Consider the following 19645-nt stretch of genomic DNA (forward strand, 5'->3'; position numbering starts at 1 on the left):
CCCAGTCGCCCCCCGCCCCCTCCGCGACCAGCCAGGCCTCGCCCTCGGCCGGCGCGGCCGGCGGCTCGGCAAGGTCCCGGCCCTTCACGAAGGCTGAGACGAGGCGGTCGAGGATCGCCAGCGCCTCGTTGTGGGTGACGTGCTTTTGCGCCTGCGCGCCGAGGATCAGCGGCAGGGCAAGGCGGCCTGTTTCAGACATGGATCGTCCCTTCCAGCGCAAAGCCCGGACCCAGAAGATCGGAGAGCTGCGCCACGCGCAGCGCATAGGAGGGCTGGAGCGCCCCGAAATCGGCGATCTGGTCCGCGGCGGAATAGGTGAAGGCCGGCGTATCGAGCTCGACCGTGCGAAGCGCTTCGCCCCCCTCCAGGATCTCCAGCCGGTAGGCCTCGCGCGCCTCGTTCAGCGGCACCTCGGAAAGCTCCCAGCCGTCGCCGCCGAAGCGGGCCCGGCGGATGAAGGCGATGGCGAGGTCTCCACTTTCCGCCACGCGCCGGGCCGAAAGATGCACCGGCGAAAAGGGCTTCAGTCCCCTGCCCTCAGGCGTCACGGCGAGCTCTGCAAAGCTCGCCGAGGCGTGGTCGTCGGCGAGCGGGCCGACGCGCAGGAGATGCGTGCGTCCCAGCGCGCCCAGACCCAGCGGCAGGGGTCGCACCGCCTCGTCGAGAAGCACGAAGGCACTCCCCGCAAAAGCGCCGGCGGCCATCGCCGCCTCGCTGCCGCCCTGCCCGCGCAGGAGCTTCGTCAGCCGGTAGCGCCCCGCCCCGACAAGCTCGGCCTCGCCGAATTGCAGCACCTCCCAGCTCCCCTCGTCCGAGCGGATGGCGGCAAGGTTGCCGCCGGCCAGAAGATCGATCTCCGGCAGCGAGGAAAGAACGCCGCCGAAGAGCGTCAGCTCGATGGCGTTGCCCCGGTCGAAGAGACCGAGCGGGCCGGGACGGAGCGGCGCATCGAGCCGGCCGGCCATGGCCCTTCGCGTCAGGCTGGTCAGCGGCCGGTAGCCGCTCCCCTCCTGCGCCACATAGACGGCGAGCGTTCCCGGCCATGGCTCGGCGAAGGCGGCGATCCGCGTCTGCTCCGGCGCCGCCCCGTCCGGTGGCGGCGGCAGTTCCAGAAGATGGACGAGCGGCGGGCCATAGACCGGCTGGGCCGGCACGCCGGCCTCGCGCGGGGAAGCGGCGCTGGTGCCGCGCCGGCCGAGCGCCACCCGCCGCGCCGTCACCTCGCGGATCTCGCCCTCGGCGATCCGCTCGATCAGCAGCGTGCGCGCCCGCCCACCCTCTGAACCGCCGGCGGCAAACGTCACCGCATCGCCCGGCTCCAGCGCCGCGCGGCTCGGCGGCAGGGAGAAGGCGGCGTGCTCGCGTCCCTCCCAGATGTCGGAAAGGACGTTCTCGGCGAGCCTTTCGGCATCCCCGTCGGCGGCGACGACGGCAAGGTCGATCGTGGTGATCCGCCGGCTGGTGCCGGCAAGGCGGCGCGTCGCGGCCGTCGCCATGCGGTAGTCGTTGCCGGGCGAAAGCGTGCGCACGGCCACCTCGGAGGCAAGCTCGCTCTCCTGCGCCCGCGTCAGCGTCAGGAGCGGCGTGTCCGGCTCGTCGATCAGCTCGCCCTTTTCGACGACAGCGTCGGCCGGCCGCTCGCGGCCGCGAAAGCGGATCACGCTGCCCGCATCGGCGGCGTCGACGCCGTAGGCGGCAAGCAGCGCCTCCAGCGTGTCGCGCGCCGAAAGCCGCTCGGTGACGACGAAGCCTTCCACCAGGCCGTTGACGTCCTCGATGCGGTAGTCGGCGAAGCCGTGGTCCTTCAGCACCGCCTCGATCAGCCGGGCGAGGTCCATGGCGCCGAGGCGGCCGTTCAGCCAGTGGCCGAGCTGCCAGTTCGGCCCGTCGCCCCAGACATTGTCGAGGAGCGGAAACCAGGGGTAGGGCCGCGCGTCCCAGGTCCAGACGTTGATGTGCTCCGGATCGAGCATCATCCAGCCGCCCGCCGCCTGGCGGTTGAGGCCGGCATAGTCCGGATGGGCGGGGTCGTAGCCGGTCAGCGCCGCCTCCAGGAAGCGTCGCGACATCAGGTCGTCGCGCTCGCCGCTGGAAAAATGCGGCAGACCGGATTCGACGGATTTCGGGTCGAAGAAGACGTTCGGCTGGTTGGCGCCCATATCGACCGCCGGGCAGCCGATCTCGGTCATCCAGAAGGGCTTCGATTGCGGCACCCAGGCGGTCGGGCTTGCCGCCTCCACGCCGCCGGGGCGGTCGTAGTGGTGGTACCGCCACCAGCTCTCGATGTCCTTGTAGCGGAAGATCCAGGGCTTTGCCGCCGCCCCGTCGGTGATCTCAGTGCGCGCCTGCGCCAGCCGGTCGGCATCGGAGGCGTAGTACCAGTCGAAGCCCTCGCCGCCGGCGAGACCCGCGCGCAGATAATCGAGATTGTAGATCGAGCGGCCGGAGGCCTCGTCCGCATGCCCCCTTTCGCCGCGCCAGTCGGCGAGCGGCCAGTACATGTCGAAGCCGACGAAATCGCCCTCCGCCCAGAGCGGGTCGAGATGGAAATAAACGTCGCCCGAACCGTCCTGCGGCTGGTGGCCGAAGAACTCCGACCAGTCGGCGGCATAGGAGAACTTGGTGCCGCCGCCGAGGATGTTGCGGCATTCGGCGATGAGCGTGCGCAGCGCGTCCACGAAGGGATAGGCGCTCGCCGAGGCGCGGAGCCGCGTCAGGCTCTTCATCTCCGATCCGACGACGAAGGCGTCGACGCCGCCCGCCGCGGCGGCCAGAAAGGCGTGGTGCAGGATGAAGCGGCGGTAGCGCCATTCGGCGGGGCCGGAATAGCTCACCGTTTCGCCCGAGGCGGAGAAATGGCCCGGCCCGGCGCTGCCCAGAAAGGCCCCCACCTCGGCGGCCGCCGCGGGCGTCCTGTCGGGCGAGCCGGCAAGTCCGGGCGCGCGCGTCCCGGTGATGCGCCCGCGCCAGGGATAGGGCGGCTGGCCCTCGCCGCCCGTCCAGGGATCGGTGAGCGCGTTGCCGTGCGGCACGTCCATCAGGATGAAGGGCAGCACCGAGACTTTCAGCCCGCGTGCCTTGAGGTCCCGGATGGCGCGGATCACCGAAGCGTCGCTCGGCGTGCCGCCATAGGCCGGCCGGCCGGCGAAATGCGAGACCTCGGCGGCCTCCTCGCGGGAAAGGCCGCTGACCAGCCAGTCGCCGCCGGTGACGATCTTCGCTCTGTTGTCGACCATCGGGCGGATCAGGCATTCGCCGGCCCGCAGATCGGTGCCGAACCAGGCGACGACGAGCGTCACCCATTGGAGGCGCGGGCAGAGCGCCGTCAGTTCGTCGATGGAGACGTCCCAGTCGGACCGGTCGCGCTCGGCATGGACGTTCTCGCCTTCATAGGTGCCGGAATCGGAGCCCGTCACCGCGCCCGGCCCGCTCGGCGCGGCCGGCAGCGCCCCGCCGACGAGCTTCAGCCGCGGCTCGGGATCGTAGACGAACTCGCCGGCGCTCGGGATCACCGCGACCGAGCGAAGCCAGTCCTCGATCGAGCCGACCGGGCGGATGATCTCGAAGGAGAGCTGCGGGATGCGGTTGCCGAAAGCGGCGAGCGGCAGGCGCTCGAAGACGACATAGGCGATGCCGCGATAGGCGGGCGCCGCGCCCGTCCGCGCCAGGATCAGCGGGTCCGGCTCCTGGTCCTCGGTGCCGAGATGGATGCGGATGTTGAGCCCCGCCCGGTCGAGCAGCTTTCCGTCGGCCCAGATGCGCCCGATGCGCGCCACCCTGCCCTCGCAGAGCGCCACGGCGAAATGGGCGAAGTAGCTGTATTCGGTGGAGGTGACGCGCGGCCCGCCCTTGCCGCCGGAAGAGCTCGTCGTCGTCGACACCACCTCCTCGAAATCCGTCGCCCAGACGATCTGGCCGGCGAGCCGCGCGCGCCCGTAGACGCGCGGGACGGGCGCGCCCTCGGTCGAGCCATGCACCGTGAGGTCGGAGAGCCGCGGGCCCTCCAGCCCGCGGCTCGTGCCGAAGAGGGCGTTGTCGAGCGCATAGCCGGCGAGCGCGCCGGCGGCGCGCCCGGCGATGAGGCCGACGCCGCCGAAGAGCGAGCCGAAGGCCGCCCCGGCCGCGCCGAGGATGAGCGTTGCCATTATTCCTCCAGGTCCGGAAAGCGGAAGGCGTAGGCGATGCGCCTTGCCCAGATGCCAAGCGGCGCCTCGGCGACGCACGCCCCGTCATGGGCGTGGATCATCCAGCCCGGCCGGCTGACGATGCCGGCATGCTTGGCCGGCAGGTCGCGCCGCCAGCGAAAGAGGAGAATGTCGCCGGCCTCCGCCGTCGCCGGCTCGATCTCTGTCAGATACCGGCGCGCGGCCTCCGCCAGCGTCTCGGCGCGCCTCGCCTCGGCCCAGTCGGGCGTATAGGGCGGCGGCGTCTCCGGCGCCCTGCCGGTCACTTCCGCGTAGACGCCGCGCACCAGGCCGAGGCAGTCGCAGCCGACGCCCTTCAGCGCCGCCTGGTGGCGATAGGGCGTGCCGAGCCAGCCGCGCGCGGCGGCGACGATCTCGTCCCGGCTCATCTTTCAGCCCGCCGCCGCCCAGGCGAAATCGTTGCCCGGCATATGCGGAAAGCCGCGGAAATTCTGCGCATTGGCGAAGCGGTCCCGGCAGGTCGCAAAGCGCTTGTCGCAGCCCGGCGTGACGGTGAAGCCATCGCCGGTCGCGATTTCCTTCTCCATCGCCTGCCAGAGCGAGAAGCGGGCCCGGCCCGTCCCCACCTCGGAGAAGGCATGGCGCGCCACCTCCACCTTCCGGCCGGCGTTTTCGCCGGAGGTGAAGGTGAGGAGCCCGCGCGCGAAGGTGCCGGCGGCGTCACCGATCCCCTCGGCCTCCAGCCAGGAGGCGCCGTCGCTCGCCGCCACCCACCCCGCCCGCATCCTGCCGCCAAGCGCCACGCCGCAGCGTGCATCGCCCAGATCGGCGTCGCAGAGATGCGAAAACAGCCGCCCCTGCACCTCGTCGAGCCGGTGGGCGAGGCCGCGCAGCTCGGCCGAAAACGCCTTGCCCTCGCGCTTCACCTCGCCGATCTCGGCAATGCGCATCAGGTGGCGCTCATCCGGCGCCGCCCAGTTGACCAGCCACATCTCCACGCGCGCATTGTCGTAAAGTCCCGCCGCGAGATCTTCCTCGCTCAGCCGCTCGGAAGTGAGCGCGCCGGCGACCTCCAGCCCGCCGACCTCCATGCCGGCATGCGCGACGGCGCCGGTGGCGGCGAGCCCGTCCTCGGGCCGATAGGTGAGGCCGGCGAAGGCAATCTCGCGATCGTGGTCGGTGAAGCCGAGCGCCACGCCGTCGCCGCGCGTCACCTTCCAGCAGGAGGCGAGCGTGGTGAGGCGGCCGGCCAGATGGGCGGCGAATGCGGGCGAGAAATCCTTCACAGCCTGATCTCCACGATCGGAACGCTCGGCGCCTCGCCGGCCGCGAAGGCGGCAAGGTCGATGTCGAGCCGGTCGGTGTCGAAGCGCACCGGCACGTCGAAGCAAAAGCCCGCCGTCACCTCCGCCCCCGCCGCCGGTATCTTCGAGGGCGCGAAGGTCAGGGTCCCGGTCAGCGGATCGGCGAAGACATCCGTGCCCTCTTCCATCTCGGCGCCATCGACGGCGACGCGCACGGTGCCCTCCACCGGCTTTGCCACCCGCCGGATCCAGGGCGCATGCGCGCCGCCATAGGTCTTCTGCAGCGCGAAATCCGCCGTCTCGCCGTCGCCGGTGCCGAGCTTCTGGTCGAGCGGGCCGGGCTCCGCCCCCGGCGCGCAGCTCCTGAAATCGGCGCGGTCCCTGAAACGAAAGCCATAGAGCCGCCCGCGCCGTTCCTCGAAGAAGGCGATCAGCGTCTCGATATCGGCAAGCGAGCGCACCCCCGAGCCGACATTGTAGCGCCGCCTTGAATCGGCCCAGCGCTGGTTGCGCTCCTCGTAGCCGGAGGCCGTCAGCACCACCTCGGTGCGCCGCTCCGGCCCGCCCGTCGAGCCGAAAGCCAGGGAAAGCGGAAAGCGCGTCTCGTGAAAGCCGGTCGTCATCGCAACGCCCTCCTCAAAGCCCGCGCCGTCCGCGCGAGACCGTGCGCGCCAGCATCGCCGTCAGCTCCGCCTCCGAGCGCCGGAAGCTCGCCGCGTCGGGGCTCGTCACGTTGAAGGTCACGTTGACGGGTCTTTGCCCGCCGCCGCCGGCCCTGACGCCGAGCCGGCCGTCGGCCCCGCGCGCCAAGGGCAGGATCGCCTCCGGCCCCGCCTCGCCGGCAAGGCCGATGCCGCCGGCGAGCGGAAAGTAGCTCTGCGCCGCCACGACCCCTCCGGAAGCGAAGGGACGCACGCGCCCCGACTGGATGACGCCGCCCGCCGCAAAGCCAGAAAACAGCCCCGACAGAAGCGATGAGAACGCCGTGTCGATGCCGCGCGAGAGCGGCGCAAGCGCCGCCGAGAGCGCCCTGCTGGAAAGTCCGAGCGCCAGGCTCTTCAGCACCGCATCGAAGCGCCTTCCCTCCACCGTCGCCTGGCGGAAGGCGGAGGTCATCGACCGGCCGAAGCCGCCCGCCAGCGTCGATAGCTCGGCAAGGCTCTTTTCGAGCTCCGCCGCGCTGGCGGAAAGTTCAGACGAAAGCTCCGAAGAAAAATCCTCGGCCATCCGGGCCTCCTATGTCTGGTCGGGAAATCGTTCGATCAGCGCGGCGAGCTCGCCGGCCCTCAGCGGCCCGCCCGCCGGCCCGAAGAGCGCGGAGCGGCCGGAAAAGGCCCCGAACGCCGCCGCCAGCTCGCGCGGCGTCATCGTCCAGAAGTCTTTCGGCGAAAGCCGCAGGAGAGCGAAGCCGAAGCCCATCGCCGCCTCCCAGGGAAAGCGCGCGCCGACCTCCGCCTCTCCTGCGGCTAGCGAGGGTTTTTCGGTCCTTCGCCCGCCTCCGCCTTTTCGTCCGCCGCGCCGAAAGTCGCCTTCAGGAGCTCGGCCGCGATCCTGGCAAAGCCCGCCGCGCCGCCCTCGGCGCGCAGCATCGCCACTTCCTCGTTGGAAATGGCCGCGCCGGCGCCGCGCAGCCCCGCGCCGATGATGCGGGTGAGGTCGCGGGCGGAAAGCCTGCCGCTCTCGAAGCGCTCGGCGAGCGCCACGAGGTCGCCGCAGGCAAAGGCGGCTTCCAGCTCGGCGAGCGCTCCGAGGGTCAAACAGAGGGTTTTCGGCTCGCCGTCCAGAACCGCGTCGATCTCGCCGCGATGAAGGTTCGCCATCTCACAGCGCCTCGAACGAAATCTCGCCGGCCGATTCCAGCGAAAGGTCGTAGGAGACCTCGCCGTCATGCTCGCCGGCAAATTCCAGCCCCGTCACCTGAAACGGCCCTGAGACGATGCCGAAATCGGGGATCACCACCTGCCAGGGCCGGATGGCGCCGGCAAAGAAGACCGCCCGGATCTTTTCGTCGCTCGCCGCGTCGCGGAAGACGCCGGAGCCGGTGAGCCCGGCGCGCTTCACCCCCGCCCCTTCCAAGAGCTCGCGCCAGCGCCCGGCGGAATCGGTGTTGGTGATGTCGACGCTCTCCGCGTTGAAGGAGATGCGCCGCGAGCGCAGCCCCGCCACGGCGGCAAAGCTGCCCGCCCCGTCCTCGTCGAGCTTCAAGAGAAGCTCCTTGCCTTTCTGCGCGGTCATTCTTTTCTCCTTTGCGATCGGCACGCCCTTTGGGACGCTTCAGGCCCGAACTGTTCGGGGCCGGCCGCTCGGGGTCCGGCGGCCCGGTTGCGGGCCCGCTTCTTCGCGGTGCGTGCAAACCATTGAGAGGATCGGGCAAGCGGCGGGCCCCGCCCGCACCTATCTGCCGGCCTTCCACCCTTTCCTCAGGGAGAATCCGACCATGCCCAGCCCCCAGGCTCCCATCGGCTCCGCCTTCGGCGCCGCCTCCACCGCCGAAGAGGTCATCTCCGGCATCGATCTTTCCGGCAGGAATGCCATCGTCACCGGCGGCTATGCCGGCATCGGCCTTGAGACGGTGCGCGTGCTCGCCGCTGCGGGCGCTGAAGTGTTCGTGCCCGTGCGCGATCCGGCCAAGGCGGCGCGCGCCCTTTCCGGCCTTGCGCGTGTCACGGCGGCGCCCATGGACCTCATGGACCCCGCCTCGATCGACGCCTTCGCGGAGGGCTTCATCGCCTCCGGCCGGCCGCTGCACCTTCTCATCAACAATGCCGGGGTCATGGCGCCGCCCTTGCGGCGCGATGCGAACGGCCACGAATCCCAGTTCTCCACCAACCATCTCGGCCATTTCCGCCTGACGGCGCGGCTCTGGCCGGCGCTCAAGGCGGCGGGAGCGGCGGGCGGCGCACGCGTGGTCGAGCTCTCCTCGCGCGGCCACCGCTTCTCGCCCGTCGTCTTTGCGGATCCGGATTTCGAGCGCCGCGACTACGATCCCTGGCTCGGCTACGGCCAGTCGAAGACGGCGAACATCCTCTTCGCGCTGGAGCTCGACAGCCGCGGCGAGAGCCACGGCGTGCGCGCCTTCTCCCTGCATCCGGGCGGCATCGTGGCGACCGATCTCGGACGCCATCTCGATCCGGCGCGGCTTCGCGACATGGGCGCCATCGACGAGAACGGCAATCCGGTCATCGATCCCGCCCGCTCGCTGAAGACGATCCCGCAGGGCGCGGCGACCACGGTCTGGTGCGCCGTCAGCCCCGAGCTTGCCGGCATGGGCGGCGTCTATTGCGACGATTGCGAGATCGCCCCGATCGCGCCGGAAGCGTCCGAAGATCCGTCCGACCCCTCAGCGAGGCTCAATGTCGGCGTTCGGGCCTATGCCGTCGATCCTGAGGCCGCCCGTCGCCTCTGGACGCTCAGCCAGGCGCTCACCGGCCTCGACTGGGAAGCCGCCTGAGCCTGGCGGCGGCGCAGCCGTCCGCCAGCACCGAGCTTGCGGCAACCTCCCCCTCACCCGGCTGCCTTCGGCAGCCACCCTCTCCCCCATTCTTTGGGAGAGTTGGGGGGGAGAGGGTTTTGGAGAGCGGGGCCTCCACCATCAGCCACAGCAACGCCGAGATATGAGCAGAGCCGATCAAACGGCACGGCCCCAGCCTCTCCCTCGAAGGGAGAGGCCGGCAAGTCCCGAGCGAAGCGACGGGAATGCCGGGTGAGGGTGAGGCCTGAACCAGCGAAAGCGCGAGCGAGCAGGCACGGCCGAGTTCGCGGCAACGTCCCCCTCACCCGGCTGCCTCCGGCAGCCACCCTCTCCCTCGGAGGGGAGAGGGTTGAGCCTGCGGCTTCCACCATCAGCCACAGCAACATCGAGATATGAGCAGGGCCGAGCCCCCGGCACGGCCCGAGCCTCTCCCTCGAAGGGAGAGGCTGGCAAGTCCCGAGTGCAGCGAAGGGAATGCCGGGTGAGGGTGAGGCCTCATTTCGCGCAAGACTGAGCAAGCGGGCACGGCGCTTTAGCCGTCCGCCAGCACCGAGTTTGCGGCAACCTCCCCCTCACCCGGCTGCCTCCGGCAGCCACCCTCTCCCTCGGAGGGGAGAGGGTTAGAGTCCGCGGCTGCCGCCAGCAACCACAGCAACGTCGAGATATGAGCAGGGCCGAGCCCCCGGCACGGCCCCAGCCTCTACCTCGAAGGGAGAGGCCGGCAAGTCCCGAGCGCAGCGAAGGGAATGCCGGGTGAGGGTGAAGCCTCATCCGCGCGAGACTGAGCGAGCAGGCACGGCGCTTTAGCCGTCCGCCAGCACCGAGTTTGCGGCAACCTCCCCCTCACCCGGCTGCCTCCGGCAGCCACCCTCTCCCTCGGAGGGGAGAGGGTTAGAGTCCGCGGCTGCCGCCAGCAGTCCAAGCAGCGCCGAGACATAAGCAAGGCCGATCACCCGCCACGGCGCCAAGCCTCTCCCTCGAAGGGAGAGGCCGGCGAGCGCGGAGCGTTAGCGACGCGGAGCCGGGTGAGGGTGAAGCCTCATCCGCGAAAGCGCGAGCGAGCGGGCACGGTGCTTTAGCCGTCCGCCAGCACCGAGTTTGCGGCAACCTCCCCCTCACCCGGCTGCCTCCGGCAGCCACCCTCTCCCTCCAAGGGGAGAGGGTTGAGCCTGCGGCTTCCGCCATCAGCCACAGCAACATCGAGATATGAGCAGGGCCGAGCCCCCGGCACGGCGCCAAGCCTCTCCCTCGAAGGGAGAGGCCGGCAAGTCCCGAGCGCAGCGAAGGGAATGCCGGGTGAGGGTGAGGCCCCAGCCAGCGAAGGCGCGAGCGAGCGGGCACGGCTTCGCCGCACTCACCCCTCCACCACCGCCCTGAACCGCACCACCGCCCTTCGCCCACTCGCCTCCCCCGCGCCGGTCGTCGTCAGCGAGACGAAGCGGCAGTTGACCAGCGAAAAGCCGTCCAGCGCAAAATCCGCGTCGTGCAGAGAAGCGCGCGCCGCGGCGGCGATGGCCAGCGCCTCCTTTCGGCCCCGGCCGCGCGAGAAGGCGACGAGGGCAAAGGCGATCTCGGTGAGCGCCCCGCCCACATCCGGACCGCCGTCCTCGCCGGCCTTCGCCGCCATCTCGCCGAGATGGAGATACGGCGCCTCGGCGCCGCGCGGCACATAGTCGAAGACACGGCCCGGCCCGATGAGGGCCGCGAGGCCGGAATCGGCCGCAAGGCGCTCGTAGACCGCCTTCTGCAGCGCCGCCTCGGCGCCGCTCACGGCCGTTCCTCCTTAACGAAAAGCTCGGTGTAGCGCCCGGCCTCTTCCGGGTCGTGCGCCGTCAGCACGCGGAAGCGCCGCGCGCCCTTCGTCAGGCGGTCGCCGGAAGCCACCGAAAGGCCTGCGCGCAGGAAAACCCGGTGCGTCACCTCGCTCACCCGGCCCTCGCCGAGCCTTTTGTCGTGCGCCGCAACGGGGCGGATCTCGGCCCAGAAGGCGCCGGCCTCCTCAAAGGTCACGCTCTCGCCGCCCGCCCCGTCGGGCACGGCCACGGGCCGCTCCCAGGTGAGCCGGTGGCGGAGCCTGCCCGGCCGGCTCGCCGCGCGTCTCAACGGATAGCTCATGCCGGCACGAGCTCCCGGTAGGGCGAAATCAGCCGCTCGTAGCCAGGCGGGATCGCCTGCTCGCTGTCGAGCGCCAGGCCCCGGTTCTCGAACCAGTGCGCGGCGCGCATCAGGACCGCCTGGCGGAGCGGCGCCGGCACCGCCTCGGCGGCCTCGCCGAAGCCGGCGGTGAAGTCGATTTCGAGCCGCTTCATCCCCGCAAGGCTTGCCGTCAGCGCCACCTCGCCACCCGCGCGGAGCGCAAACTCCGCCGGCTGCAACAGCCGCTCGCCGGCGGCGTTTTCCAGCCGCACGGCGTCGAGCGAGAGAACCGGCGGGATCGGCAGGCGGAGCTTTTCGGGCCTCTCGGTCCAGACGGCGCGCCATTCCTGCGCGATCATCACTTTGCGGATGTCGCATTCGACGGCGACGCGCGCGGCGACGAGATGCGCCGAAAGGAGGTCGTCCTCGGCGGCCGTCTCCAGCCTCAAATGCGCCTTCGCCTCGGCGAGCGTGACGGGCTCGGAAAGCGGGCCTTCCAGGAGAATGCGCTGCATTTTCGCGCTCCTTCGTTTCGTGTTGCCGCGCGTCGGAAAGGACGGCCCGTGCGTAGGCGGGCCGCGATGAAGGGTTGGGCGGCTTGCCAAGGACAAGCCGAGTTGAAGGGTTGGGCGGTTCGCGCAAGCACGAACCGCCCCGGCGCACCCGGCCGGGAGGACGGGGAGCAGAGCCGGAGGCGCCGTTTCTCGAAGTTTTCAGAGTTCGTTGCCGCGCTGGCCCGCGAACGCGGGGCACGGCCTGAACCCTCTCCCCTTTGAGGGAGAGGGTGGTCGGCGGAGCCGACCGGGTGAGGGGGACGCCGCAACAGGCTCAGAGCCAAGAGCCGGGCAGAGCGCACAACCCGCTCGCAAACATCTTCGCGGAACAAGACCCCACCCTCACCCGGCATTCCCTCGCTCCGCTCGGGACTTGCCGGCCTCTCCCTTCAAGGGAGAGGCTCGGCGCCGTGCCACGAGCCCCCGCCGAAGCAGCCTTCGAGGCCAGCAATGGCCGGGAGCAGCGCCCCACGCTCCACCCTCTCCCCTTTGAGGGAGAGGGTGGTCGGCGGAGCCGACCGGGTGAGGGGGACGCTGCAACAGGCTCAGATCCAAGAGCCGGGCAGAGCGCACAACCCGCTCGCAAGCACCTTCGCGAAACGAGACCCCACCCTCACCCGGCATTCCCTCGCTCCGCTCGGGACTTGCCGGCCTCTCCCTTCAAGGGAGAGGCTCGGCGCCGTGCCACGAGCCCCGCCGAAGCAGCCTTCGAGGCCAGCAATGGCCGGGAGCAGCGCCCCACGCTCCACCCTCTCCCCTTTGAGGGAGAGGGTGGTCGGCGGAGCCGACCGGGTGAGGGGGACGCCGCAACAGGCTCAGAGCCAAGAGCCGGGCAGAGCGCACAACCCGCTCGCAAACAATCTTCGCGAAACGAGACCCCACCCTCACCCGGCATTCCCTCGCTCCGCTCGGGACTTGCCGGCCTCTCCCTTCAAGGGAGAGGCTTGGCGCCGTGCCATCCAAGGCGCGCGATTCGGGCCGCCGACCTCTGTCGTGAGAGGCTCACCCCCGCCTTCGCTTGCCGCCGTCAGATCCTCAGCTCGCGGCGAACTTCACCAGCTTGATGGCGTCGAAATCGTGCACCCCGCCGCCGACGCGCTTGGTGGTGTAGAAGAGCACGTAGGGCTTCGACGAATACGGGTCGCGCAGGATGCGGATGCCCTGCCGGTCGACGATCAGGTAGCCGCGGGCAAAATCGCCGAAGGCGATCGCCGTTGCGCCGGGGGCGATATCGGGCATCTCTTCGACGTCGACCACCGGAAAGTTCATCACCGTGGCGCGGGCGCCGGCGCTCGCCGGCGGCGTCCAGATATAATTGCCGTCGGCGTCCTTCAGCTTGCGGATCGCCGCCTCGGTCCTGCGGTTCATGACGAAGTGGGCGTTCTGCCGGTAGCCGGCCTTCAGCGCATAGACGGTGTCGACGAGAAGGTCCGCCGGCAGCTCGGCGGGAAAATCGCCCGAAACGGCGGAGGCGACGTAGCCGAGCTTTTCCCAGGCCCAGGCGCTTTCCGGGGCGGTCGGCACCGAGAGGAAGCCGGTCGGCTTCCTGTCGCCGTCGCCGGCGACGAAGGCCGCCGTTTCCTGCTCGGCGAAGGCGATGTCGACCTCGCCCGCCAGCCAGGCGGCAAGGTCGAGGATTGCGTCGTCGAGAAGGGCGGGCGTCGCCGCCGGCATCGCATAAAGCTCCATCACCGGATATTCGAGCTCGTCGAGAACCGGCGAGGCGGTCTCCGGCCGCAGCTCCGTCTCGCCCACCCAGCCGGCGACCGGGCCGGTCACCGAGAACGGCTTCCGGTAGATGCTGGAGGAGACGGTGATGGTGCTCGCAATGGCGCGGATCGGCGAGACTTCGGTGAGGCGCCGGCCGATCTCCGCCTCCGTCTCGTCCGGCACCAGATAGCCGCCATCGGCGCCCTCGTTCGTGCCGATCGCCATCGCCTTGGAATCGAGGCCCTTGCCTTCAAGCCGGTGGAGGCCCGACGCGTCGCCGGCGCGCATATAGGCCGAGAACGCCGCGCGGTGGCCGGAAAGGTCGAGCCCCGCCCGCTCCGGCGCGCCGAGGCGCGGGCGGCGGCCTTCCAGCGCCAGGCGCTCCAGCGCCTTGCCCTGGAGGTCGAGCGCGGCATTGATGCGGGCGACCTTCTCCTCGCTCAGCGCATCGGCGCTCATCTTGCGCTCGATCTCGGCAAGCCGCTCGTCGTTGGCCTCGCGAAAGGCCTCGAAGGCGCCCATGAAATCGTCGAAGGCGGCGGCCACGTCGCCCTCGCCATGCGCCGCCTTCGCCTCGGGGGCGGCCGGAAGTTTCTCGTGCATCGGATGTTCCTTCTCCTCAGATGATCCTCGTCTTGAGCCGGGCCGCCGCCCGCCGCATCCGCGCCGCCAGCGTGCCGCCCGCCCCGTTCGCCATGCCCTTCACGGCTGCGATGCGCGCCTCCGACAGCATCGGGAAGGTGACGACCGAGATCTCCCACAGGTCGACCTCGAAAAGCCGGCGCGTGCCGGTCCTGGCGTCCTTGCGGCCGCGGCGCGTGCGGTAGCCGATGGAAAGCCCGTCGAGACCGCCCTCGCGCATCAGCGCATGCATCTCGCGCGCCCGTTCGACGCCGAGCGTCAGCCGCCCGGCGACGAAGAGGCCGCTGGCATCCTCGCGGACCTCGCTCCACACGCCGATCGGCTCGGCCGGGTCGTGCTGGAAGAGCATGCGGATGCCCGCCGCCCCGCGCTCGGCGAGCGATTTTCGAAACGCGCCGGGCATGACGATGTCGCCGCCCATGTCGCGCCGGCCGAAAAGGCTCGCATAGCCGCAAAAGCTCCCGTCGGGCTCCACCTCCGTCAGCTTCGCCGGGGCGAATTTCCTCTCCGTCAGATGGCCCATGGCGCTCACCGCACCAGGCGGAAGCGCGGATGGGGGCCGGCCCGCCGCGCCATCCGCTTCGCCGCCAGAAAGCCCATCAGGCGCATGGCGAATTCGGCGAAGACGGCCTCGTGGTCGCACGGCGCCCGCGGCGTCCGCGCCAGGATCTTTCGCATCGTCGAGAACCTCTCAGGAATGGTCGGAGAACAGGCGGTTGAGCCTGGCGATCTCCTTGACGAAATCGTTGAAGCGGCGGTTCGATGCCGCCAGTTCCCTGAGCGCCCAGACGAGCAGCCCGGAGGCGCCGGAGGCCCACAGGAAGAGCGCCAGATGCGCCAGATCCCCGCGCCCGGCGAACTCGGCCGCCAGATCGGGCATCACTCGCTCTCCGCTCCGCCCTGCCGGCCGTAGCCGAGCGCCTCGCGCTTTTCCGCGTCGGAGAGAAACGGCGCCTCGGCCACCATCTTCCAGCGCGCGGCGCGCTCCTCCGTCAGCGCCTCGACGCTGTCGACGTCCTGTGCCAGCGCCAGCCGCCCGCGGAAGGCCGGTGCCAGCCATGCCGTCAACGCGGCGGCCATCCGGCCGGCCATCGGCAGCACCGTCTGGCGCCAGAGCGCCCGGTTCGCCTCGCGGTAGTTCGAATAGGTGTTGTCGCCGGGAATGCCGAGGAGCATCGGCGGCACGCCGACAGCGAGCGCGATCTCGCGCGCGGCGGCGTTCTTCAGCTCCAGAAAGTCCATCTCCCTGGGCGAAAGGCTCATCTGCTGCCAGGAAAGCCCGCCCTCCAGGAGGAGCGGCCGGCCGGCGTTCGCCGCGCCCTCGAAGTTCTCCGCCAGCTCGGCCTTCAGGCGGCGGAACTGGTCTTCGGAAAGGTTCGCATGCTCCGGTCCCTCATAGACGAGCGCGCCGGAAGGGCGCGCGGCGTTGTCGAGCAGCGCCTTGTTCCAGGCCGCCGCCTCGGCATGGATATCGAGCGCCTTCTGCGCGGCCTGCAGCGGAGCGAAGCCGTAATGGTCGTCGAGCGGATGAAACAGCGTCACATGCAGGATCGGGCAAATCCCCTCGCCTTCGGCCGCAAAGCGCGCCGTGCGCCCGGCCACGGCATATTCATAGGCCGCCGCCCAGCCATCGGCGCCCGGCACCACCTTCATCCGGTCGGGCCGGAGCGCATAGAGCTCGGCCACCTCGCCATCCGCCCCGAAGACCGCCTCCAGATAGGCGTTTCCCGAAAGCATCAGATGCCCGTAGGCCGCCTCGAAAAGGTCGGCGCCGGCCTGGCGCGGATTGGGGCGGCGCAGAAGCTCGAGCAGCGGATGCTCGCTCGCCTCGCGCCCGTCCTCGGTGAGGATCCAGGCCATCGAGGCCGCCGCCTCGGCCACCATCCGCACCGCCCGGTAGGCGACGGCGTTCTCCTCGTAGCCGCGCCGCGCCAGGGCGGCATAGTTCCGCGGCGTCCAGACCGGCCGGCCGGCGCGCTGGAACGCGATCAGCGGCCCGGTGCGCGAGGCCTTCGCCTCCGGCGCCTTCTTCCACCAGCGCATTTCTCTCTCCTTTATTGTCCGGCGAGGCGGCACGCTCCCGTCCCAGCTCTGAGGGGCTGGCTGCCGGCGACGGCGGAGTGAGGGGGAAGCCGCAACAGGCTCGCATCCCAGGAGCGGGCAAAGCGCGGAACCCGCGCGCAACCACCTCGCAAGGCGAGACCCCACCCTCACCCGGCATTCCCGCGCTTCGCCCGGGACTTGCCGACCTCTCCCTTCAGGGGAGAGGTTTGGCGCCGTGCCCTACACACGCTCCACCCTCTCCCCCCCGATTTGGCCACCGCCAATGCACCACGCGCCACCCTCTCCCCCTGAGGGAGAGGGTGGCTGCCGGAGGCAGCCGGGTGAGGGGGACGCCGCAACAGGCTCGCCGCCCCGGAGCGGGCAAAGCGCGAAACCCGCGCGAAACCACCTCGCAAAGCGAGACCCCACCCTCACCCGGCATTCCCGCGCTTCGCCCGGGACTTGCCGACCTCTCCCTTCAAGGGAGAGGTTTGGCGCCGTGCCAGCTCCGCGCTCCAAAACCCTCTCTCCGCCGGGGGCAGATTTGGCGCCGTGCCAGCCCCGCGCTCCAAAACCCTCTCCCCCCACCCTTCCTGAGAAAGGGGGAGAGGGTGGCTGCCGGAGGCAGCCGGGTGAGGGGGACGTCGCAACAGGCTCGCAGCCCAGGAGCGGGCAAAGCGCGAAACCCCGCGCGCAACCACCGTCACAAGACGAAACCCCACCCTCACCCGGCATTCCCGCGCTTCGCTCGGGACTTGCCGACCTCTCCCTTCAAGGGAGAGGTTCGAGGCCGTGCCCCCGCACGCTCCTCTCCCCCCGATCTGGCCACCGCCAATGCAACACGCTCCACCCTCTCCCCTGTGAGGGAGAGGGTGGCTGCCGGAGGCGGCCGGGTGAGGGGGACGGCGCAACAGGCTCAGAGCCAGCGAGCAGAACAGAGAACGCACCACGCTCCCTCCCTCCGTCTGACACGCAGGGTCGGACCGAAGGCCGCGGGTGGGGTGACATTCCCGCTTTCAGACGCTTCTGCGGAACGAGACCTCACCCTCACCCGGCATTCCCTCGCTTCGCCCGGGACTTGCCGACCTCTCCCTTCAAGGGAGAGGTTCGAGGCCCTCCCTCAAAGCCCCCGCACCCGCGCCTCGCCGCGCCCCGAAAGCATCAGCGCCGAGAGGGCCCAGACGAGCGCGTCGACCCGGTCCGGCGAGCGGCCGGAGGAAAGCCCGCCGAGGCCGAAATCGCACATCTCGTCCTCCAGCTCCGGCAGCGCGCCGACATGGTGGACGCGCCCGCGCTCATAGAGCGAGGCGACCGGCTCGGCCCTTGCCTGCTTGCCGCGGCTCGCATGGACGAGTTGCAGGGGCAGGTTGGCGTCCTCCTGGCGGATCACGGCGGCGACCATCTCGCCGCCCTGGTTCGCCTCGGCGACGAGCCGGTCGGCCGAAACCTCATGAAACAGCGCCACTGCCCGCCCGGCCCAGCCGGCGGGCGTCAGGCCGCGCGCCGTCCGATCGGCCAGCACATAGGCCTCGCCGCCGGCGCCGCGCCCGGCCGCCACCAGCCCGCAGGCATCCGCGTCGGGCCCCGATGTCGCCGGCGGGTCGAGCGCCACGACCACGCGCAGAAGCTCCGGCGCTTCGCGCACCCGCCCCGCCTCGATATCGCCGCGCCGCCAGAGCGCGTCCTCGCGGTCGGCGATCAGCTCGGCGTCGAGCTCCTGCCGCCCAAGCCGCGTGCCCCGGTATCTGCCGACCACCGCTTCCAGGAAGGTCGGCGCCAGGTTCGCCTCGTTCATCGCCGTCGTGGCGCGCGTCAGCGCCGTGCCGGGCGCCGAGATCAGCCGCTTCAGGAGCGGGATGTTTCTCGGCGTCGTCGTCATCAGCTGGCGCGGTCTTTGCCCGAGCCTGAGGCCGAACTGCAGCATGTCGAAGGCGCTCTCGGCGTATCGCCACTTGGCGAGCTCGTCGCCCCAGGCGGCATGAAACTGAGGCCCGCGCAGGCTTTCGGGGTCCTCGGCGGAAAAGATCAGCGCCCGCGCCCCGTTCGGCCAGGAAAGCTTTCTCCCGGAAAACGAGAAGGAAGGCCGCTCGCTCGGCTTGTGGAGCGACAACAGCCCCGAAGGCCCCTCCACCATCACGTCGCGCACATCGGCGAGCGTTTCGCCGACAAGGGCGATCCGCTCCGCCGGCGCCTCGGCAAGCGGCGCGCGCCCGAGCGCCAGCGCCTTCACCCATTCGGCCCCGGCGCGCGTCTTTCCCGCCCCGCGCCCGCCGAGATAAAGCCAGAGCGTCCATTTTCCCGGCGGCGGCAGCTGGTCGGGCCTGGCGAAATTCTCCCAGGCGAGCAGCGCTTCCAGTTCATCGGCGCCTTTCGCCTCAAGCGCTGCCCGAAGGTCGGGCGCGTCCTGCAAGGCTTTCAATCCGGCGTTCCAGCTCGGCCCGCATCCATTCCACATCGTCGTTTTCCGCCGCTGCAACGCCCTTGCCGTCCGCCCCCTTGCCGTCTGCCCCCTTGCCGGCCGCCCCCTTCTTGCGCGCCTGCCTGCCCGCCAGCGCCTCGGCGCGATCGAGCATGCGCGCGGCCTCGCCGAGCATCCTGAAATCGGTCTCGTCCACGATCCTTCCCTCCTTGGAAAGCAGCTCTTCCAGCCTGTCGATCTCGCCCTCCACCAGAGCAAGCAGGCGCATCGCGGCGCTCGGCGCGGATGTCCTGCCGGGCCTCGCTCCGGTTGCGGTTGCTGCCGGCGGCTTCGATGCTGCCGCTCGTGCGCGCCTCACCCGCCCTTTGTCCGGGGCGCGCGCCTCGCCGCCTGTGTCCGGGGCGCCCACCTCGCCGCCTGTGTCTGGGGCGCGAGCCCCGCCGCCGTTGTCTGGGGCGCGCCCGGCGCGGCCTGCCCCCATCTCTCCCCCTGTACCTGCCGCATCGCCTGTGCCCGGGACGCCCGCCTCGTTTCCCATGCCCGCCGCATCTTCCAGCCTTTCGCGCGCCTTCTGTGCCCGCCGGCCACCGGTCTTCAGCGCGGCGACGAGCCGGGCCGTCTTCTTGCGCGTCAGCGCCGCCTTCTGGCCGGTGCGCAGGCGCGGCAGGGTATTGGGGTTCGCCCGCTCCTGCCCCTCGCGCGCCCGCTTCAATTCGGCAAGCCGCACGCGCGCCATGTCGGCCGGCACGGCCGAGCGTGGCGTCCAGCCCTCAGCGATCCGCCTTTCGCGCAGCGCGCGCACGCCAACGCCGAAACGCGCCCGGATGCGCCGCAGCGGCTCCTCCCCCGCCTCGTAGGCTTCCCGCACGCCCCGCCAGTCGATCTCGTCGGCCATCGCACCTTTCCGGTTTTCATTCTCAAGGCTCGGCCGCGCAGCGCGCTCCCAACCCTCTCCCCTCCGAGGGAGAGGGTGGTCGGCGGAGCCGACCGGGTGAGGGGGACGCGGCAACAGGCTCGGAGCCGGCGAGCAGGCAGGGCAGCGAAAAGAACTCCCCCTCCTCTCTCAGCCGGGGAGAAGAGGATCCCTGCCGCTCGCGGCTTCCCGCTCGCAAGCGCCTTGGAGGCTGAGACCTCACCCTCACCCGGCATTCCCTCGCTTCGCTCGGAACTTGCCGACCTCTCCCTTCGAGGGAGAGGTTTGGCGCCGTGCCCGCCCCAAG

General features: G+C 70.8%; 19 protein-coding genes and 1 pseudogene. 1 reads left to right on the plus strand and 19 read right to left on the minus strand.

Annotated features, from left to right (window positions below):
• From CLD20_RS19810 to CLD20_RS19850, 9 genes and pseudogenes are all read right to left on the minus strand, one after another.
• Positions 1 to 199 (minus strand): DUF2793 domain-containing protein (locus CLD20_RS19810; RefSeq protein ID WP_224408407.1); only part of this gene is annotated, 199 nt, incomplete at its 3' end.
• The gene (locus tag CLD20_RS19815) at positions 192 to 4145 is read right to left on the minus strand and encodes a glycoside hydrolase/phage tail family protein (protein ID WP_224408408.1); all 3954 of its coding nucleotides are present in this window, start codon (positions 4143 to 4145) and stop codon (positions 192 to 194) included. The genes CLD20_RS19810 and CLD20_RS19815, both read right to left, overlap by 8 nt.
• A complete protein-coding gene (locus CLD20_RS19820) occupies positions 4145 to 4573 on the minus strand; it encodes an NlpC/P60 family protein (protein WP_224408409.1) in 429 nt (142 codons plus the stop codon). The genes CLD20_RS19815 and CLD20_RS19820 overlap by 1 nt, the downstream gene beginning before the upstream one ends.
• Before the next feature lie 3 nt (positions 4574 to 4576).
• Entirely contained in the window at positions 4577 to 5431 is an 855-nt protein-coding gene (locus CLD20_RS19825; RefSeq protein ID WP_224408410.1) for a DUF2163 domain-containing protein, read from the minus strand.
• Positions 5428 to 6072: a DUF2460 domain-containing protein gene (locus tag CLD20_RS19830; protein ID WP_224408411.1), complete on the minus strand. Its 645-nt coding sequence runs from the start codon at positions 6070 to 6072 to the stop codon at positions 5428 to 5430. The genes CLD20_RS19825 and CLD20_RS19830 overlap by 4 nt, the downstream gene beginning before the upstream one ends.
• Before the next feature lie 13 nt (positions 6073 to 6085).
• Positions 6086 to 6676 carry a phage tail tape measure protein gene (locus tag CLD20_RS19835; protein ID WP_224408412.1) on the minus strand — a complete coding sequence of 197 codons (591 nt, stop codon included), beginning with the start codon at positions 6674 to 6676 and terminating at the stop codon, positions 6086 to 6088.
• 9 nt (positions 6677 to 6685) lie between these two features.
• A pseudogene (locus CLD20_RS19840) lies at positions 6686 to 6874 on the minus strand (phage tail assembly chaperone); the annotation flags it as partial.
• 41 nt (positions 6875 to 6915) lie between these two features.
• Complete coding sequence (locus CLD20_RS19845; RefSeq protein ID WP_224408414.1) at positions 6916 to 7269, minus strand: gene transfer agent family protein; 354 nt, start codon at positions 7267 to 7269, stop codon at positions 6916 to 6918.
• 1 nt (position 7270) lies between these two features.
• Positions 7271 to 7684, minus strand: a complete 414-nt coding sequence (locus tag CLD20_RS19850; RefSeq protein WP_224408415.1) for a phage major tail protein, TP901-1 family — start codon at positions 7682 to 7684, stop codon at positions 7271 to 7273.
• A gap of 202 nt (positions 7685 to 7886) precedes the next feature.
• On the opposite strand from CLD20_RS19850, the gene CLD20_RS19855 reads away from it, so the two are divergent.
• Positions 7887 to 8900 (plus strand): oxidoreductase, encoded by a 1014-nt coding sequence (locus CLD20_RS19855; RefSeq protein ID WP_224408416.1) that lies wholly within the window; start codon positions 7887 to 7889, stop codon positions 8898 to 8900.
• 1375 nt (positions 8901 to 10275) lie between these two features.
• On the opposite strand, the gene CLD20_RS19860 is transcribed toward CLD20_RS19855, so the two are convergent.
• The 10 genes from CLD20_RS19860 to CLD20_RS19905 all read right to left on the minus strand — a co-directional run bounded on the left by CLD20_RS19860 (position 10276) and on the right by CLD20_RS19905 (position 19320).
• A complete protein-coding gene (locus CLD20_RS19860) occupies positions 10276 to 10692 on the minus strand; it encodes a DUF3168 domain-containing protein (protein WP_224408417.1) in 417 nt (138 codons plus the stop codon).
• Complete coding sequence (locus tag CLD20_RS19865; RefSeq protein WP_224408418.1) at positions 10689 to 11036, minus strand: phage head closure protein; 348 nt, start codon at positions 11034 to 11036, stop codon at positions 10689 to 10691. The genes CLD20_RS19860 and CLD20_RS19865 overlap by 4 nt, the downstream gene beginning before the upstream one ends.
• On the minus strand, positions 11033 to 11572 hold the full coding sequence (locus CLD20_RS19870) for a head-tail connector protein (RefSeq protein WP_224408419.1): 540 nt from the start codon (positions 11570 to 11572) through the stop codon (positions 11033 to 11035). The genes CLD20_RS19865 and CLD20_RS19870 overlap by 4 nt, the downstream gene beginning before the upstream one ends.
• 1074 nt (positions 11573 to 12646) lie before the next feature.
• Positions 12647 to 13924, minus strand: coding sequence for a phage major capsid protein (locus CLD20_RS19875; protein WP_224408420.1), 1278 nt, complete (start codon positions 13922 to 13924; stop codon positions 12647 to 12649).
• A 16-nt stretch (positions 13925 to 13940) separates the two neighbouring features.
• Positions 13941 to 14486, minus strand: a complete 546-nt coding sequence (locus tag CLD20_RS19880) for an HK97 family phage prohead protease (protein WP_224408421.1) — start codon at positions 14484 to 14486, stop codon at positions 13941 to 13943.
• Between the two features lie 5 nt (positions 14487 to 14491).
• A complete protein-coding gene (locus CLD20_RS19885; protein WP_224408422.1) occupies positions 14492 to 14641 on the minus strand; it encodes a hypothetical protein in 150 nt (49 codons plus the stop codon).
• Positions 14642 to 14654: 13 nt separating this feature from the next.
• Positions 14655 to 14843: a hypothetical protein gene (locus CLD20_RS19890; RefSeq protein WP_224408423.1), complete on the minus strand. Its 189-nt coding sequence runs from the start codon at positions 14841 to 14843 to the stop codon at positions 14655 to 14657.
• Positions 14843 to 16006 carry a phage portal protein gene (locus CLD20_RS19895; protein ID WP_224408424.1) on the minus strand — a complete coding sequence of 388 codons (1164 nt, stop codon included), beginning with the start codon at positions 16004 to 16006 and terminating at the stop codon, positions 14843 to 14845. Before CLD20_RS19895 ends, CLD20_RS19890 begins: the two co-directional genes overlap by 1 nt.
• A 1120-nt stretch (positions 16007 to 17126) precedes the next feature.
• On the minus strand, positions 17127 to 18425 hold the full coding sequence (locus tag CLD20_RS19900) for a DNA-packaging protein (RefSeq protein ID WP_370636948.1): 1299 nt from the start codon (positions 18423 to 18425) through the stop codon (positions 17127 to 17129).
• On the minus strand, positions 18382 to 19320 hold the full coding sequence (locus tag CLD20_RS19905) for a hypothetical protein (protein ID WP_224408425.1): 939 nt from the start codon (positions 19318 to 19320) through the stop codon (positions 18382 to 18384). Before CLD20_RS19905 ends, CLD20_RS19900 begins: the two co-directional genes overlap by 44 nt.
• Positions 19321 to 19645: the final 325 nt, after the last annotated feature.

It is taken from the genome of Afifella sp. IM 167, assembly GCF_020144925.1.
In the GTDB taxonomy this organism is placed as follows: domain Bacteria; phylum Pseudomonadota; class Alphaproteobacteria; order Rhizobiales; family Afifellaceae; genus Afifella.

Excerpts from the sequence above, each read along its gene's own strand:
- CLD20_RS19815 (WP_224408408.1), bottom strand. The coding sequence starts at position 4,145 with ATGGCAACGCTCATCCTCGGCGCGGCCGGGGCGGCCTTCGGCTCGCTC.
- CLD20_RS19820 (WP_224408409.1), bottom strand. The coding sequence starts at position 4,573 with ATGAGCCGGGACGAGATCGTCGCCGCCGCGCGCGGCTGGCTCGGCACG.
- CLD20_RS19830 (WP_224408411.1), bottom strand. The coding sequence starts at position 6,072 with ATGACGACCGGCTTTCACGAGACGCGCTTTCCGCTTTCCCTGGCTTTC.
- CLD20_RS19835 (WP_224408412.1), bottom strand. The coding sequence starts at position 6,676 with ATGGCCGAGGATTTTTCTTCGGAGCTTTCGTCTGAACTTTCCGCCAGC.
- CLD20_RS19845 (WP_224408414.1), bottom strand. The coding sequence starts at position 7,269 with ATGGCGAACCTTCATCGCGGCGAGATCGACGCGGTTCTGGACGGCGAG.
- CLD20_RS19850 (WP_224408415.1), bottom strand. The coding sequence starts at position 7,684 with ATGACCGCGCAGAAAGGCAAGGAGCTTCTCTTGAAGCTCGACGAGGAC.
- CLD20_RS19855 (WP_224408416.1), top strand. The coding sequence starts at position 7,887 with ATGCCCAGCCCCCAGGCTCCCATCGGCTCCGCCTTCGGCGCCGCCTCC.
- CLD20_RS19865 (WP_224408418.1), bottom strand. The coding sequence starts at position 11,036 with ATGAGCTATCCGTTGAGACGCGCGGCGAGCCGGCCGGGCAGGCTCCGC.
- CLD20_RS19870 (WP_224408419.1), bottom strand. The coding sequence starts at position 11,572 with ATGCAGCGCATTCTCCTGGAAGGCCCGCTTTCCGAGCCCGTCACGCTC.
- CLD20_RS19875 (WP_224408420.1), bottom strand. The coding sequence starts at position 13,924 with ATGCACGAGAAACTTCCGGCCGCCCCCGAGGCGAAGGCGGCGCATGGC.
- CLD20_RS19880 (WP_224408421.1), bottom strand. The coding sequence starts at position 14,486 with ATGGGCCATCTGACGGAGAGGAAATTCGCCCCGGCGAAGCTGACGGAG.
- CLD20_RS19885 (WP_224408422.1), bottom strand. The coding sequence starts at position 14,641 with ATGCGAAAGATCCTGGCGCGGACGCCGCGGGCGCCGTGCGACCACGAG.
- CLD20_RS19890 (WP_224408423.1), bottom strand. The coding sequence starts at position 14,843 with ATGCCCGATCTGGCGGCCGAGTTCGCCGGGCGCGGGGATCTGGCGCAT.
- CLD20_RS19895 (WP_224408424.1), bottom strand. The coding sequence starts at position 16,006 with ATGCGCTGGTGGAAGAAGGCGCCGGAGGCGAAGGCCTCGCGCACCGGG.
- CLD20_RS19905 (WP_224408425.1), bottom strand. The coding sequence starts at position 19,320 with ATGGCCGACGAGATCGACTGGCGGGGCGTGCGGGAAGCCTACGAGGCG.